The following is a 14,483-nucleotide window of genomic DNA, read 5'->3' on the forward strand; positions in this document are numbered from 1 at the left end:
TGCGCATGATCCGGATCGAGGCGCGGCCGCAGCCCTCTGCCGTGATGGCCTATGCGACCCCTGTGCTGGCCGTGCTGCTGACCATGATCTTTGGTGGCGTGCTCTTTGCCGTGCTGGGCAAGGATCCGTTGCAGGCGATTGCGACGATTTTCTGGGAGCCACTCTTTGGCGAGTTCGCGTTCTTTTACCGCCCTCAGCTGCTGATCAAGGGCGCGCCGCTGGTGCTGATTGCCATCGGGCTTGCACTGGGGTTCCGCGCGGGCATCTGGAACATCGGGGCCGAGGGGCAGTACATCATCGGCGCGATTTGCGGCGCTGGCGCGGGGCTGGCGTTTTACCCGGCTGAGAGTGTGCTGATCTTTCCGCTGATGGTGCTGGCGGGGGCCTTGGGCGGTTGGGCCTGGGCGATGATACCGGCGGTGTTGAAAGTGCGCTTTGGCACCAACGAAATCCTGGTGTCATTGATGCTGGTCTATGTGTCGGAGCAGCTTTTGGCCTCCATGTCCCTGGGGCTGCTGAAAAACCCCGAAGGGTTCGGCTTTCCCGGATCGCGCAATCTGCAACAATATCCGTCGGCCCATAATGCCGAGATCATCGCAGGGACGGGCATGCACTGGGGCGTCGTGGCGGCGCTGATTGCCGTCATCTTTGCCTATGTCCTGCTGACCCGGCACCGGTTGGGATTTGCCATTCGGGTGACTGGAGAGGCGCCGCGGGCGGCAAAGTTCGGGGGCGTCCATCCGGGGCGGCTGGTGCTCTTTTGTCTGGGCATGTCCGGCCTGCTGGCGGGGCTTGCGGGCATGTTCGAGGTGGCGGGACCTGCGGGGCAGATCAGCATTGATTTCAACGTGGGCTACGGGTTCACGGCCATCATCGTGGCGTTCCTCGGGCGGCTCAATCCGCTGGGGATCGTCGCGGCGGGGCTCTTGATGGCGCTGACCTATATCGGCGGGGACATCGCGCAGTCGCAGCTTGGCCTGCCCGCCGCCGCCATACAGGTGTTCCAGGGGATGCTGTTGTTTTTCCTGCTGGCGCTGGACCTGCTGACCAACTACCGCATGCGGTTCGGTCAGGCGGAGGTCGTGTGATGCACAAAGCGCAAGCCATACCGGTCTTGGCCGGGGCGGGGATGGGCACCATGATGCTGTCGATGCTGCACCGGCAGATCATGTCGGGCAACGCCGAGGCCCTAGCGCCTATTCTCTTGTTTGTTGGGCTCCATATCCTGGCCGTGGTTGGCCTGGTGCTGCTGCCCCTTGTCGCAAGCGCGAAGCTGCGGGCGCGGTTGCAACGCCTGCACCGCCCGGATGCGCGCCACCTTCTTTTGATGCTGCTCGGGGCTATCCCGAGCGCGGGCGTGCTGCACCTGTACCTGCACGGGTTGGGACACTAAGATGGACCTGTCTTCCATCAACCCCATCCTGCTGATCGCTGCCATGATCGCAGCGGCCACGCCCATCCTGTTGGCAGCCATCGGAGAGCTTGTCGTTGAACGCGCGGGCGTCCTGAACCTCGGGGTCGAGGGGATGATGATCACGGGCGCGGTCTGCGGCTTCATCATCGCCGTGAACACAGGCTCCCCCACCGTCGGCTTCATTGCCGCCGCCGTGGGCGGTGCGGTGCTGTCGCTGCTCTTTGCCTTTCTCACGCAGGTGGCGCTGGCCAATCAGGTGGCGTCGGGCCTTGCGCTGACCCTCTTTGGGCTGGGGCTGTCGTCGCTGATGGGCCAAAGCTACGTGGGCATCAAACCACCCCGGGCGGACCCGACACCGCTGGGGCCGCTGGCAGATATCCCCGTGATCGGGCCGATCCTTTTTGGCCACGACATGATGGTCTATATCGGGTTGGGGATCGTCGCCGCCACCTGGGCCGTGCTGAAATTCACACGCGCAGGGCTGGTCCTGCGTGCCGTGGGCGAAAACCACGATGCGGCCCACGCCCTGGGCTACAAGGTCAAGCGCATCCGCACGCTGGCGATCCTGTTCGGCGGGGCCTGCGCGGGGCTGGGTGGGGCCTACATCAGCCTGATCCGCGTGCCGCAATGGACCGAAGGGATGACGGCAGGCGTCGGCTGGATCGCCCTCGCCCTCGTCGTCTTTGCCTCGTGGAAGCCGTGGCGCGTGCTGCTCGGTGCCTATCTTTTTGGCGGGATCACCCAGCTGCAGTTGAACCTGCAAGGGGCAGGCGTTGCCATTCCGGTCGAGTATTTGGCAATGTCGCCTTACGTCGTGACGATCATCGTTCTGGTGATTCTGAGCGCAGACAAATCCCGCGCTCCCGGCTCACTGGGGCGCACATTCCACGCCTCGGGATAAGGGGCGCACCTAAATGGGGAGAAACCTGAAATGAAATTCACGACACTTCTGGCAAGTGCCGCGCTGGCGCTTGGGCTGGCGGGCGGCGCTATGGCCCAGGACCCGACCAAGGTCGGCTTTGTCTATGTCGGTCCCGTGGGCGACGGCGGCTGGACCTATGAACACGACCAGGGCCGCCTCGCGGTCGAGGCGGAGTTCGGCGACGCGGTCGAGACCGTGTTCGTGGAAAACGTGGCCGAGGGCCCGGATGCGGAACGTGTGATGACGCAGATGGCACTCGATGGCGCCGACCTGATCTTTACAACGTCCTTCGGCTTCATGGACCCGACGATCAATGTCGCCTCCAAGTTCCCGGATGTGAAGTTCGAGCACGCCACCGGCTACAAACGCGCCGACAACGTGTCGACCTATTCGGCCCGTTTCTACGAGGGGCGCGCCGTGCAAGGCCACATCGCGGGCAAGATGACGGAGTCGAACATCATCGGCTACATCGCCTCCTTCCCGATCCCCGAAGTGATCCGCGGCATCAACTCCGCCTATCTGCACGCCGCCAAGGTGAACCCCGATGTCGAGTTCAAGATCATCTGGGTCTACACGTGGTTTGACCCCGCGAAAGAGGCGGACGCGGCCAAGGCGCTGATCGACCAGGGCGCCGACGTGGTGCTGCAGCACACCGATTCCACAGCGCCGCAAGCCGCCGCACAGGAAGCCGGCGACGTGATGACCTTCGGCCAGGCGTCGGACATGGCGCAATACGCACCCTTCCCGCGCGTGTCTTCGATCATCGACAACTGGGCCCCCTACTACATCGAGCGCACGCGCGCCGTGATGGACGGCACCTGGGAAAGCGTGGACACGTGGGACGGTATCCCCACCGGCATGGTTGAGATTGGCGAGATCACCGATGCGGTCCCGGCCGAGGTGAAGGCCGAAGCCGAAGCCATGATCGAGGCGATGCGGACGGGCGAATACCACCCCTTCACCGGCCCGATCAACAAGCAGGACGGCAGTGCATGGCTGGCCGAAGGCGACGTGGCCGATGACGGCACGCTCGCCGGCATGAACTTCTACATCGAAGGTGTGGACGGAGAGATCCCGCAGTAAGCGACACAGCTTTCTATCGAAAATGCGCTGGCCCCCGGTTTCGGGGGCCTTTGCGTTTGGTCATCCTTGGAAAGGGACAAGCCCATGCCATTCAACAAACTTCACGTACCCCGCAGCCTTGCCCCCGAGACGTGCCAGCAGATCAACCGCAACCTGCACGCCGCTCTGGTCGAAACATGCGCCGTCAACCCCGACGATGACTTCTGCATCACGTGCCGCTACGACCCAGAGGACATGGCGTTCCATCCCACGTTCCTCGGGCCGCGCGACCCTGCGGCGACCATTGTCATTGAAATCGCCCTGCTCGGCGGGCGGACCGATGCACAGAAAGAGGCGCTTTATGCCGATATCCGCGCCCGGTTGGGCAGCATCGGGTTTCCGCCCGAAAACGCCATCATCTTCCTGATCGAGAATGCCGCGATCGACTGGTCCTTTGGACCGCAGGGGTCGGTCAAGACCGTGCTGGGCCTCTAACGCCTGTCACTGCGCAAAGATCCGGACCATCTGCGCGTCGAAATGCGCCCAGGTCATCGTCGCCTTGTTCCCGGCATAGCCGTGGTAATGTGACTTGCCCGTATCATTGGGCAGACCCGCCCAGATCTTGGCCAGGTTGTTCATGAAGGCGACGCGGTCCATCTCGCCCGCCAGAAAGGGCTGCAACCCGGCATCGGCCAGTAGGATGTCGGCCAGCTGGTCCTGCACGTCGGGGGTAAAGCGTTGGCGCGGGTTGAGACCGGCTTGCCGCACCAGCCGCCGCAGGGTCGGCGGGATGAACTGGTAGCGCCCGATGGCGTGGGGCTGACCGGGCGTCGCGTCGATCCAGTCATAGATTTGCCGGATGGTCAGCTGCGTGGGATCGGCGGGCGGCTTGATCGTGGCTCCGTATTGCACGGCGTCATAGCCCTTGGACCCGGCCTCCGCCTGCGCGATCAGCGTGCGCAGGCGCGCCACGCGGTCTTTGGCCGGATAGCTGCGCAGCGCGTCCAGTTCCTCCGGATCGGGCGGCGCAAACAGGCCCGTTTCGGACCGCCCCGCAAACAGGCTGGGGCCGGAATGCCGGATCATCGCCGTATCAGGGCGCACGATCAGCGGCGCCGCCTGGGGCAACAGACTGGCCCGACTGGCCATCGGCAACGCCTCCCCCCACGCGAGGGCCGCCTGCCCGATCAACGCCACACATGCCAAGACACACCAGATCCACCGCATCGCAATCCCATTCTGAAATCATCGCGTGCGGTGGTTTTGGGCCGCGACATCTAAACACGAGGTTGCCGCGCCGCGCCGTTCTGAAAGGCATTTATGTCAAATGCGAACCATCTCTCAGGACGCCGTCAAAATGGCGTAAATCTCGTCCTTGAGCGCCATGCGCTTCCTGCGCATCTCCTGCATGTGGTCATCCGACACCGGATCCACATCCGTCTCGGCCCGATGTACGACACCGTTGATGGCATGATACTTGTCGACCAAACGCGCAAAATGGGCATCGCGCTGGCGCAGCTCCGAAATACGTTCCGCATGCTCTGGAAAGTCGCTGGCAAGCGCGTGAGGGGTGTTTGACATCTCCGTACTCCCAACCCGTCAGCTCTTGCGCGATTGCGGGTGCTGGGACGCCGCCAGAATATGGGCGGACCCATGCACCGATGTGTCGGCCTGCTGCACGATCAGCGGGTCGGGCACGGTCGCCACATCCAGATCCTTGTCCGGATAATCAAGCCCAGCCAGAAAATGCTTCATGCAGTTGATGCGCGCACGTTTCTTGTCGTTGGATTTGATCACGGTCCAGGGCGCATCAGCAGTATCGGTGTAGAAAAACATCGCCTCCTTCGCCTCGGTATAGTCGTCCCACTTGTCCAGGCTCGCCCGGTCGATGGGCGACAGTTTCCACTGCTTCAGCGGATCGGTCTTGCGCGCCTCGAACCGGCGGCGCTGTTCGTCCTGGGTGACGGAAAACCAGTATTTGAACAGATGAATGCCCGACCGCGACAGCATCCGCTCGAATTCGGGCGTCTGGCGCATGAACTCCAGGTATTCACCGGCCGCACAGAACGACATCACCCGCTCCACACCGGCGCGATTGTACCACGATCGGTCATAAAGCACGATCTCGCCCGAGGTCGGCAGATGCTTGACATAGCGCTGGAAAAACCATTGCCCGCGCTCCTCATCCGTGGGCTTGTTCAGGGCCACGACACGGGCCGCGCGGGGGTTCAGATGCTCCATAAAGCGCTTGATCGTCCCGCCCTTGCCAGCGGCATCGCGCCCCTCGAACAGCAGAACAAATTTCTGGCCGGTGTCCTGCACCCACAGCTGCACCTTCAGCAATTCAACCTGCAACGCCGCCTTTTCCGCCTCGTATTCCATCCGGCTCATCTTGTCCGGGTAGGGGTATTGCGCGGTGTCAAAAGCCTGCGCGGCCGATGGGTTCGTATCCAGCGTCTCAGCGGTCTGCGCCATGGGGTGTCTCCTTCTATCTACCGACAGAAGCCAGACACCATGCGCAGGCTCACGTCATTGACGTGTATCAATTTGTAATTTTTTGTCCAAAACCGTCCATACGGGCATCAATGCTTCCATCTGGCCGAGGGTCGCCTTCACCACCCCCATATCGCGCCAATCCTCGGGCATGGGGCCGGACACGGCGAGCGCCTTGCGCTTGAGCAGATCAGCATGGGGGTGGTCCGGGTCGTACGGTTTCGGCACGCGCTTCAGCGGCTCCGGCCCCCAATCGCTGATGACCGCCCCACTGTCGGCGGCCTGATCCAGCGCCTCCTGCAAACTGTCACCCCAGTTGTCGACAAAGGCGCGATACCGGGTCAGATGCTCGCCTTGCAGGCCCATGACCCCCATGCCCAGAATAAAGTAATCCGGCGCCAGCCCGCAGAACCACGAGGGCGCCAGCGGGTCCTTGTTCACCGGCTGCCACATGATGTGCAGATGGGTGTTCAGCGGCGTCTTGTCCTTGGAAAAGCGCACGTCCCGGTAGATGCGGAACACTTTGGGCTTGTGCGGCTTGCCGGTGATGCGGGCCACATCCTCGGCCATCAGATCGGCAAAGAACCCGGCAGGCCCTGCAATGGCCTCCTTGTAATGCGCCTTGTGCGGCTCGAACCAATCCTTGGTGTTGTTCTTGTCCAGCTTGGCGAAAAAGCGCAGCGCCTCGTCCACCAGTGTCTCGAACCCATCGGCCATGTGTGTGTCCTCCGTAACGTGCCGCTTTGAACCTATCGCGCGGCGCGGGTCAGTCCACCGCAGGCTGATGCCCGTGTCCGGCAGCGGCGGGCATTTACGCTTTGGTAACACTCTCCACCGCACGGTCCGTTAACCATGGAAATGGCATACCAGCGGTGCACGCACGGTGCACAGGATGTGCACGGGTTGTGACCCCCGCAAAGCCCAGTGTTAACAGACGATTCGCACCAATTACGCGACACTGCGCGTTAACCGTTGCGCGTACGGTGCCTCCATGGCACGACTTTGCACATGATGACGTCCCTTTCCGGCACCCCGCTTTCACCCCTGACCTTTGGCACCATGCAGTTCGGCGGGCGCGCAGACGCCGCCGAAAGCCGCGCCATGTTCGACGCCGCGCGCGCCGCAGGGATCACCCATTTCGACACCGCTTACGTCTATACCGAAGGCGCGTCCGAAACCCTGCTGGGCGAGATGGCCCAGAAGGATCGCGAGGGGCTGATCATCGCCACCAAGGCCGCCTATAATGGCGGCTCGGGACGCGACAACATCCTGACCGGCTTCGCCACCTCGCAACAGCGCCTGCAAATGGATATGGTCGACATCCTCTACCTGCACCGCTTCGACGACGACACGCCGCTGCAGGAAACCTTCGACGCCCTCGCAACGCTCAAACACGAGGGACGCATCCGCCATATCGGCGTCTCCAACTTCGCCGCCTGGCAGGTGATGAAGGCGCAAGCGGTGGCCGCGCAATTCGACGTGCGCATCGACATCATCCAACCCATGCACAGCCTGGTCAAACGCCAGTCCGAGGTTGAAATCTTCCCCATGGCCGTCGATCAGGGCATTGAAATCGCACCCTATTCTCCGCTGGGCGGCGGACTGCTCACCGGCAAATACGCAAGCGGTGGCACCGGGCGCCTGACCGAAGACAGCCGCTATGCCGCCCGCTACAACGTGGATTGGATGCGCGACGCGGCGGTGAAGCTGACCGCCTTGGCATCCGATCTGGGCACCAGCCCCGCGACGCTCGCGGTCGCCTGGGCCATGGCCCACCCGGCCCGCCCGCGCCCCATCATCTCCGCCCGCTCGGCAGAACAACTCGCCCCGTCGCTGGCCGCACTCGACTTCGACATGACGGCGGATCTCTACGAGCAGATCACCGGTTTCAGCGTCACCCCGCCCCCCGCCACCGACCGGATCGAGGAAGCGTGACAGACATCATCGTCATCGGCGGGGGCATCGCCGGGGTCTCCGCCGCCGCACGCCTCTCCGAAGGCGCGCATGTCACGCTGATCGAAGGTGAAAGCGCCCTCGGCTACCATGCCTCGGGCCGCTCCGCCGCGCTTTTTGAACAGAACTACGGCCTGCCCCCGGTGATCGCGTTGAACAAGGCAAGCGCGGACTACCACCAACCCTATCTCAGCCCCCGCGGCTTCCTGCTGATCGCGCGCGCAGGCGAGGACGAAGGGTTCGAGGCGGACGCCAAAACCCTGAAATGCCCCGAAATTTCAGTGGACGAGGCCCGTGCCCACGTCCCGATCCTGAACACCCGGATCACCCGCGCCGCCTACCACGCCGACGCCTGGGACATCGACACCGACCGCATGATTCAGGATTTCGCAAAGACGGTGCGCGCAAATGGCGGGCAGGTCCTGACCGACCGCAAGGTCACGGCCATCGACCGAAACAAAACCTGGACCGTCCGTTGCGGTAACGAGGTGTTAACCGCCGACCTGCTGGTCAACGCCGCAGGCGCCTGGGCCGACCAGATCGCCGCCCTTGCCGGCGTCGATCCTATGGGCATCACCCCCCACCGCCGCTCCATGGCCCGCCTGCCCGCACCGGGCCACCAAGCCATTGAAAACTGGCCCATATTCTTCGGCGTGGGCGAGACGTGGTACGCCAAACCCGACGCCGGAAAGCTGCTCGTCTCCCCTGCCGACGAAGACGCGGTAGACCCCCACGACGCCTGGGCCGACGACATGGTGCTGGCCGAAGGGCTCGACCGCTACGCGCAGCACGTGACCGTACCCGTGACACGGGTCGAAACCTCCTGGGCTGGCCTGCGCAGCTTCGCCCCCGACCGCTGCCTGGTGCTGGGCCGCGACGTGCAAGTCCCTGATTTCATTTGGTGCGCGGGCCAGGGCGGCTATGGCTTCCAGACGGCGCCCGCCGCCAGTCAACTCCTCGCCGACCTCGTCCTCGGCCGCCCCCCGCAGATCGACGCGAGCACCGTCACTTCCCTGTCGCCAGCCCGCTTCTGACCCGCTAGGCTCGCCCCATGTTGATACGCTATTTGATGCTGACCGCGCTGGTCATTTTAACCGCTTGCGGCGCTCCCGCCCCTGCCCCCTTCACAGGCCCCATGGTCATCGGCGATACCGACCCGGTCCGATTTTCTGGCCGCCAACCAACCACTTACCCGGTCCAGGGCATGGACGCCGCCCGCTTCCAGACCTCCGTCGATTGGGAACGGGCCAAGGCCGTGGGCATAGACTTCGTGTTCCTGAAAGCCACCGAAGGCGGTGACCTCCTCGACCCCGCCTTCGAGGATCACTGGCGCGGCGCGGGCCGCGCAGGCATCAAGCGCGGCGCCTACCATTTCTACTATTTCTGCACGCCTCCGGAAGTGCAGGCCCAGTTCTTCATCCGCACCGCCCCCAAGACACGCGGCAGCCTGCCGCCGGTGCTGGACATGGAATGGAACCCCTTCTCCCCCACCTGCCAGCGCCGCCCCGACGCGGCCACGGTGCAGGACGAAATGCGCCGCTGGCTAGACCTCGTAACGGCCCATTACGGCCAACGCCCGATCATCTACACCACACCGGGCTTTTACGAGGATGCCGCGCTAAACACCTTCAAAGGCTACGAATTCTGGCTCCGCACCACGGCCAAAACCCCGGCACAAGCCTATCCTGGCCAGCCTTGGCGCTTCTGGCAATACACAGCCACGGGCACCCTGCCCAACACGGTAGGATCGGTGGACATCAACGCCTTCAACGGCACGACTGGCGATTGGGAGGCTTGGCTGGATCGCAGAACGATCCGCTAATCTACCACCTTCTTCTCTTGGAAAATACGGCGGGGGGTCTGGGGGGCTGGCCCCCCAGTCGGTCGCCGCAGCACCAGCGCGGCGAAACCGCTCCTACCCGTCCTTGCGGATCACCTCGTTCTTTGGGTCATAGGGGCTGTCCTCAACCACCTCGGCATCCCAAAGCTGATCAAACATCCTGACGTTCAACCGTGTCCCCGGCACCGCCAGATCCGGCGTGACATACCCCATCCCAATCGACTTCCCGAAGGCCACGGAATAGCCACCGGAGGTCAAACGGCCCACGCGCGTTTCGCCATCATAAAGCGCCTCGCGCCCCCAGGGATCGGCATCGTTCGGCCCGTCAATCAGCAGGGTGACACATTTCGAACGCACCCCGATCTTCTCCATCGCAGCCTTGCCATGGAAGTTCTTGGACAGGTCCACAAACCGCGGCAAATCCGCCTCGATCGGCGTTGCATCGCGCCCCAACTCCGTCCCAAAGGCGCGATAGCTCTTCTCCTGCCGCAGCCAGTTCTGCGCCCGCGCGCCAACCAGCTTCATGCCGTGCTTTTCACCGGCAGCAACCAGTTGATCCCACAGGTAATTCTGCATCTCGATGGGGTGGTGCAACTCCCATCCCAACTCACCGGTATAGGCCACGCGGATGGCGCGCACCGGACACATACCCAGCTCGATATCGCGGTAGCTGAGCCACGGGAACCGCTTGTTCGACAGGACCGTCGACGGATCGGCATCCTTCACCAACTCGTTGAGAACATCCCGTGATTTCGGCCCAGCGATGGCAAAGACACCCCACCGGGTTGTCACATCCTCTTCGTTGATGCGCCCGAACTCGGCCTCTTTCTCCATGATCGCCTTGTAAAGGTAATCCTGATCATAGGCATGCCAGGCCCCGGCGGACACGAGGTAGTAATCATTCTCGGCCAACCGCACGATCGTGTACTCGGTGCGCGTGGTCCCCGCCGCGGTAAGCGCATAAGTCAGGTTAATGCGGCCCACCTTTGGCAGCTTGTTGGTGGTGAACCAATCCAAAAATGCCGTCGCCCCAGGCCCCGAAATCCGGTGCTTGGTAAAGGCCGTCGCGTCGATCAGGCCCACGCCCTCGCGCACCGCCTTGGCTTCCTCGACCGCGTATTGCCACCATCCGCCCCGGCGGAACGACCGCGCGTCATGGTCAAAGCTGTCGGGCGCATCCAACGGCCCGTAATAATTGGGCCGCTCGAACCCGTTCACGCAGCCAAACTGCGCGCCCGCCGCCTTCTGCCGGTCATAGGCGGGGCCGGTGCGCAGGGGGCGGCAGGCCTCCCGCTCCTCGTCCGGATGGTGCAGGATATAGACGTGCTCGTAGCATTCCTCATTCTTGCGCGCCGCATACTCGGTCGTAATCCAGTCGCCATAGCGCTTGGGATCAAGCGAGGCCATGTCGATCTCCGCCTCGCCCTCGACCATCATCTGGGCCAGGTAGTATCCCGTGCCGCCCGCGGCGGTGATGCCGAACGAAAACCCTTCCGCCAGCCACATGTTGTCCAACCCGGGTGCAGGACCAACCAAAGGATTGCCATCGGGCGTGTAACAGATCGGTCCGTTGAAATCGTCCTTCAGGCCCGAGGTCTCGCAGGACGGAACCCGGTGGATCATCGCCATGTACTGCTCCTCGATCCGCTCCAGATCAAGCTGGAACAGATCGGCACGGAAGCTGTCCGGCACTCCATGTTCAAACCGCGCAGGCGCGCCGTGCTCGTAGACACCCAGGATCCAGCCGCCCCGCTCTTCGCGGACGTAAGACTGCGCGTCAGCATCCCGGATCACCGGGTGTTCGCCATTGCCGTCGGCCCGGAACTTGACCAGCTCAGGGTCCTGTTCCATCACGATAAACTGATGCTCCACCGGGATCGCGGGCATCTTGATGCCCAGCATCTTTGCCGTGCGCTGCGCGTGATTGCCCGAGGCCGTCACAACATGTTCAGCGGTGATCACGATCTGCTCGTCCGAGGGCACAAGGTTGCCGCCCTTCTCCACCATCTTGGTGGCGGTGACCTCCCACGCCTCGCCCGTCCAGTTGAACGCATCGGCCTGCCATTTCCGCTCGATCATCACCCCACGCTGGCGCGCGCCCTTGGCCATCGCCATGGTCACATCGGCTGGGTTAATATAGCCGTCCGTCTGGTGATAAAGGGCCCCTTTCAGATCCTCGGTCCGGATCAGCGGCCACTTTGCCTTGATCTGTTCCGGCGTCATGAATTCGTATGGCACGCCGCAGGTCTCGGCGGTGGAGGCATAGAGCATGTACTCGTCCATCCGCGCATCCGTCTGCGCCATGCGCAGGTTGCCCACAACGGCAAAACCCGCGTTCAGCCCGGTCTCTTCTTCCAGCGTTTTGTAGAACCTGATGGAATAGTCGTGAATATGGGTCGTCGCATAGGACATGTTGAAATAAGGCAAGAGACCCGCCGCGTGCCAGGTCGAGCCTGAGGTCAACTCGTCCCGCTCCAGCAACATCACATCGTCCCAGCCAGCGCGGGCCAGGTGATATGCAATCGACGTGCCAACAGCACCGCCGCCGACCACAAGTGCTTTCACATGAGTTTTCATGTCCCGACTCCCTCGCATACTGTCTCTGCCCTTCTAGGCAAAGCACGCGCAACCCGCGCCAGCAAGCCGACCGGTCACAGCAGAAAAACGACGCCTCTGACCGGGTCCACTCCTCTCTGTTTCCGAAAATCCCGAGGGTTTGGGGGCTGGCCCACAGTAAAGCCGTGTCGTCGCGGTACGCGTCCTGTGGATCAAGGCAGGCGCGTAAACGTGGCTTCACCAACGGGGCGCAAACCATCTTCTTTCAAAAAATCGGGATGAGTCAGCAAGCGAATGGACTGGCGCGGCTGGGTGTCGATGTTTGGACCCGTGTAGTTCGGTCCGCTGTCGGCCCCGGCGTCCCAGGGCCAAAGGACGACGGTGATATCGTCACGCCACACATTGCCGTCCCGTACATGCACGCCGTTCACGCCTGAAAACCAGTCTGGGCTTGGGGCCAGCATGGTGACAAAAGAGATGTAATCTTGCATTTCATCGACAGTCAATTCGAACGAAAATGCGCCCGGGCTTGCGATCCCCGGCACCAGCAAATGTTCACCGACCCGACCTCGCCTGCGCCCTTCGGCAAGTTCGGCTTCTAGAACATTGACCCGCCCGTTTGTCGCCACCAACGCCACTCCACTCGACGCGGTGTCGCCGTCGCGAAACAGGCTATAGCGCGATGAATGGGCAAAAGCGATCAGCCTGCTCCAGTGGGCATCAAGGTCGGGCGCAGACCAGGTCAAGCTGACATCGACCCGGTAGCGTGCGGTTTCCTGCGCTGCGGCCAGTCCAGCCGCAACCAGCAAGACACCGAATATCAGACCCCTAGCGACGCGGACCAAAAATTTTGCCCGGGTTCATGATGTTCAATGGATCAAGCGCGGTCTTGATGGCCGCCATGTATTCAACGGTGGGTCCCAGTTCCTTGATCAGATAAGGCATCTTTCCTTGCCCGATCCCATGCTCGCCGGTGCAGGTGCCATCCATGCGGATGGCTTCATCAGCGAGATATGCAGTGAACTCTTCGGCCCTACGCACTTCATCATCGTTGTCCATATCAATCAGGACGAGCGAGTGGAAATTCCCGTCACCGACATGGCCAACAATGGGGGCGAGCAGGTCCAGCTCGGCCGCCTTGGCCTGCGCGCCTGTCACCGCTTCGGCCAGCCGCGAGATGGGCACACAGACATCGGTCGAAATGCCCTGCGCACCGGGGCGCAATTGCAGCGTCGCCCAATAAAGATCATGCCGCGCCTTCCACAGCTTGTTGCGCTCTTCCGCGGTGGCGGTGGCTGCGAAATCCGTGCCTCCCACATCTTCGGCGATGGACCCGAACATCTCTGCCTGTTCGATCACAGCGCTGTCCGAGCCATGGAATTCCAACAGCAAGAGCGGCGTCTCGGGCAGGTCAAGCCCGGCATAGGCGTTGGCTGCTCTGACGTTCAATTCATCCATCAACTCGATCCGCGCGACCGGAATGCCGTACTGGATCGTCGTCATCACCGCCTGACAGGCCGCGTCGATAGACGGAAAGGACATGCGCGCCGCCGAAATGGCCTCGGGAATGCCCTGCAGCTTCAGCGTGATCTCAGTGATCAGGCCCAGCGTGCCCTCTGACCCGATCAAAAGCCGCGTCATGTCGTACCCGGCAGAGGTCTTCTTGGCCCGCTGCGCTGTGCGGATGATGCGCCCATCGGCCATCACCGCCTCAAGGCTCAGGACATTGTCCTTCATCGTGCCATAGCGCACCGCATTGGTGCCCGACGCGCGGGTGGAGGCCATACCGCCCAGTGACGCATTTGCCCCTGGGTCGATGGGAAAGAACAGGCCCCTGTCGCGCAAGTAAGTGTTCAACTGCTCGCGCGTGACACCGGGTTGCACGACGCAGTCCAGGTCTTCGGCGTTGACGGCGAGGATCTTGTCCATCTGCGTCAGATCCACGGAAATACCACCCGCAGGCGCGTTCACGTGCCCTTCAAGCGATGTACCGGTCCCGAACGGTATTACCGGCACCTCGTGGGTCGCGCACACCTTGACGATGCCCGACACCTCTTTGGTCGAGGCGGGGAAAACAACAGCGTCGGGCGCCTGCGCACGGATCCATGTGGTCGTGTGGGCGTGCTGGTCCCGCATCGCTTGCCCGGTGTGGAACCGGTCGCCGAACTGCTGCTTGAGGATCCCGAGCGCGGTCGCGATCCCCTCTTCGTTGCGTGGCAGATCCATCGCCTGCGGCATGCTCT

Annotated in this window: 15 protein-coding genes; 8 read left to right on the forward strand and 7 right to left on the reverse strand. The window is 62.8% G+C overall.

What is annotated here, in order from left to right; translation table 11 throughout:
- Positions 1–5: 5 nt before the first annotated feature.
- The 5 genes from BWR18_RS12790 (at position 6) to BWR18_RS12810 (ending at position 3,893) form a co-directional block, all read left to right on the forward strand.
- Positions 6–1,088, forward strand: a complete 1,083-nt coding sequence (locus tag BWR18_RS12790) for an ABC transporter permease (protein ID WP_076628756.1) — start codon at positions 6–8, stop codon at positions 1,086–1,088.
- Complete coding sequence (locus BWR18_RS12795; protein WP_076628758.1) at positions 1,088–1,393, forward strand: hypothetical protein; 306 nt, start codon at positions 1,088–1,090, stop codon at positions 1,391–1,393. The genes BWR18_RS12790 and BWR18_RS12795 overlap by 1 nt, the downstream gene beginning before the upstream one ends.
- Position 1,394: 1 nt before the next feature.
- Positions 1,395–2,315, forward strand: a complete 921-nt coding sequence (locus BWR18_RS12800) for an ABC transporter permease (RefSeq protein WP_076628759.1) — start codon at positions 1,395–1,397, stop codon at positions 2,313–2,315.
- A gap of 30 nt (positions 2,316–2,345) precedes the next feature.
- A complete protein-coding gene (locus BWR18_RS12805) occupies positions 2,346–3,419 on the forward strand; it encodes a BMP family ABC transporter substrate-binding protein (protein WP_076628761.1) in 1,074 nt (357 codons plus the stop codon).
- A gap of 84 nt (positions 3,420–3,503) precedes the next feature.
- On the forward strand, positions 3,504–3,893 hold the full coding sequence (locus BWR18_RS12810; protein ID WP_076628763.1) for a tautomerase family protein: 390 nt from the start codon (positions 3,504–3,506) through the stop codon (positions 3,891–3,893).
- Positions 3,894–3,899: 6 nt separating this feature from the next.
- Here the strand turns inward: BWR18_RS12810 and BWR18_RS12815 are convergent, their stop codons facing one another.
- From BWR18_RS12815 to BWR18_RS12830, 4 genes are all read right to left on the reverse strand, one after another.
- Positions 3,900–4,625, reverse strand: coding sequence for a hypothetical protein (locus BWR18_RS12815; protein ID WP_254684859.1), 726 nt, complete (start codon positions 4,623–4,625; stop codon positions 3,900–3,902).
- Positions 4,626–4,739: 114 nt separating this feature from the next.
- Entirely contained in the window at positions 4,740–4,979 is a 240-nt protein-coding gene (locus BWR18_RS12820) for a YdcH family protein (RefSeq protein ID WP_076628765.1), read from the reverse strand.
- An 18-nt stretch (positions 4,980–4,997) separates the two neighbouring features.
- Positions 4,998–5,873, reverse strand: coding sequence for a polyphosphate kinase 2 (gene ppk2 / locus BWR18_RS12825; protein WP_076628767.1), 876 nt, complete (start codon positions 5,871–5,873; stop codon positions 4,998–5,000).
- Positions 5,874–5,927: 54 nt separating this feature from the next.
- Entirely contained in the window at positions 5,928–6,608 is a 681-nt protein-coding gene (locus BWR18_RS12830) for a DUF2461 domain-containing protein (RefSeq protein WP_076628768.1), read from the reverse strand.
- 291 nt (positions 6,609–6,899) lie between these two features.
- Here BWR18_RS12830 and BWR18_RS12835 point away from each other — a divergent pair, with 291 nt between their 5' ends.
- Genes BWR18_RS12835 through BWR18_RS12845 form a run of 3 tightly spaced genes read left to right on the forward strand, consistent with a single transcriptional unit; the run spans position 6,900 to position 9,666 of the window.
- On the forward strand, positions 6,900–7,826 hold the full coding sequence (locus tag BWR18_RS12835; protein ID WP_076628770.1) for an aldo/keto reductase: 927 nt from the start codon (positions 6,900–6,902) through the stop codon (positions 7,824–7,826).
- Positions 7,823–8,878 carry an NAD(P)/FAD-dependent oxidoreductase gene (locus tag BWR18_RS12840; RefSeq protein ID WP_076628772.1) on the forward strand — a complete coding sequence of 352 codons (1,056 nt, stop codon included), beginning with the start codon at positions 7,823–7,825 and terminating at the stop codon, positions 8,876–8,878. Before BWR18_RS12835 ends, BWR18_RS12840 begins: the two co-directional genes overlap by 4 nt.
- Before the next feature lie 17 nt (positions 8,879–8,895).
- Positions 8,896–9,666 carry a glycoside hydrolase family 25 protein gene (locus tag BWR18_RS12845; protein ID WP_076628774.1) on the forward strand — a complete coding sequence of 257 codons (771 nt, stop codon included), beginning with the start codon at positions 8,896–8,898 and terminating at the stop codon, positions 9,664–9,666.
- Positions 9,667–9,759: 93 nt separating this feature from the next.
- Here the strand turns inward: BWR18_RS12845 and BWR18_RS12850 are convergent, their stop codons facing one another.
- The 3 genes from BWR18_RS12850 to BWR18_RS12860 all read right to left on the reverse strand — a co-directional run bounded on the left by BWR18_RS12850 (position 9,760) and on the right by BWR18_RS12860 (position 14,478).
- Positions 9,760–12,261: a GcvT family protein gene (locus BWR18_RS12850; protein ID WP_076628776.1), complete on the reverse strand. Its 2,502-nt coding sequence runs from the start codon at positions 12,259–12,261 to the stop codon at positions 9,760–9,762.
- A gap of 191 nt (positions 12,262–12,452) precedes the next feature.
- Positions 12,453–13,049 carry a spondin domain-containing protein gene (locus tag BWR18_RS12855; RefSeq protein WP_076628777.1) on the reverse strand — a complete coding sequence of 199 codons (597 nt, stop codon included), beginning with the start codon at positions 13,047–13,049 and terminating at the stop codon, positions 12,453–12,455.
- 19 nt (positions 13,050–13,068) lie between these two features.
- Entirely contained in the window at positions 13,069–14,478 is a 1,410-nt protein-coding gene (locus BWR18_RS12860) for an FAD-binding oxidoreductase (RefSeq protein WP_076628779.1), read from the reverse strand.
- Positions 14,479–14,483: the final 5 nt, after the last annotated feature.

The sequence above is a fragment of the Tateyamaria omphalii genome, assembly GCF_001969365.1.
Classification (GTDB): Bacteria; Pseudomonadota; Alphaproteobacteria; order Rhodobacterales; family Rhodobacteraceae; genus Tateyamaria; species Tateyamaria omphalii_A.

What these genes read in the sequence shown, in the direction of transcription:
- BWR18_RS12815 (WP_254684859.1), bottom strand. Translation starts at nt 4,625, where the DNA reads ATGCGGTGGATCTGGTGTGTCTTGGCATGTGTGGCGTTGATCGGGCAG.
- BWR18_RS12830 (WP_076628768.1), bottom strand. Translation starts at nt 6,608, where the DNA reads ATGGCCGATGGGTTCGAGACACTGGTGGACGAGGCGCTGCGCTTTTTC.
- BWR18_RS12860 (WP_076628779.1), bottom strand. Translation starts at nt 14,478, where the DNA reads ATGCCGCAGGCGATGGATCTGCCACGCAACGAAGAGGGGATCGCGACC.
- BWR18_RS12795 (WP_076628758.1), top strand. Translation starts at nt 1,088, where the DNA reads ATGCACAAAGCGCAAGCCATACCGGTCTTGGCCGGGGCGGGGATGGGC.
- BWR18_RS12790 (WP_076628756.1), top strand. Translation starts at nt 6, where the DNA reads ATGATCCGGATCGAGGCGCGGCCGCAGCCCTCTGCCGTGATGGCCTAT.
- BWR18_RS12810 (WP_076628763.1), top strand. Translation starts at nt 3,504, where the DNA reads ATGCCATTCAACAAACTTCACGTACCCCGCAGCCTTGCCCCCGAGACG.
- BWR18_RS12805 (WP_076628761.1), top strand. Translation starts at nt 2,346, where the DNA reads ATGAAATTCACGACACTTCTGGCAAGTGCCGCGCTGGCGCTTGGGCTG.
- BWR18_RS12850 (WP_076628776.1), bottom strand. Translation starts at nt 12,261, where the DNA reads ATGAAAACTCATGTGAAAGCACTTGTGGTCGGCGGCGGTGCTGTTGGC.
- ppk2 (WP_076628767.1), bottom strand. Translation starts at nt 5,873, where the DNA reads ATGGCGCAGACCGCTGAGACGCTGGATACGAACCCATCGGCCGCGCAG.
- BWR18_RS12800 (WP_076628759.1), top strand. Translation starts at nt 1,395, where the DNA reads ATGGACCTGTCTTCCATCAACCCCATCCTGCTGATCGCTGCCATGATC.
- BWR18_RS12820 (WP_076628765.1), bottom strand. Translation starts at nt 4,979, where the DNA reads ATGTCAAACACCCCTCACGCGCTTGCCAGCGACTTTCCAGAGCATGCG.
- BWR18_RS12835 (WP_076628770.1), top strand. Translation starts at nt 6,900, where the DNA reads ATGATGACGTCCCTTTCCGGCACCCCGCTTTCACCCCTGACCTTTGGC.
- BWR18_RS12845 (WP_076628774.1), top strand. Translation starts at nt 8,896, where the DNA reads ATGTTGATACGCTATTTGATGCTGACCGCGCTGGTCATTTTAACCGCT.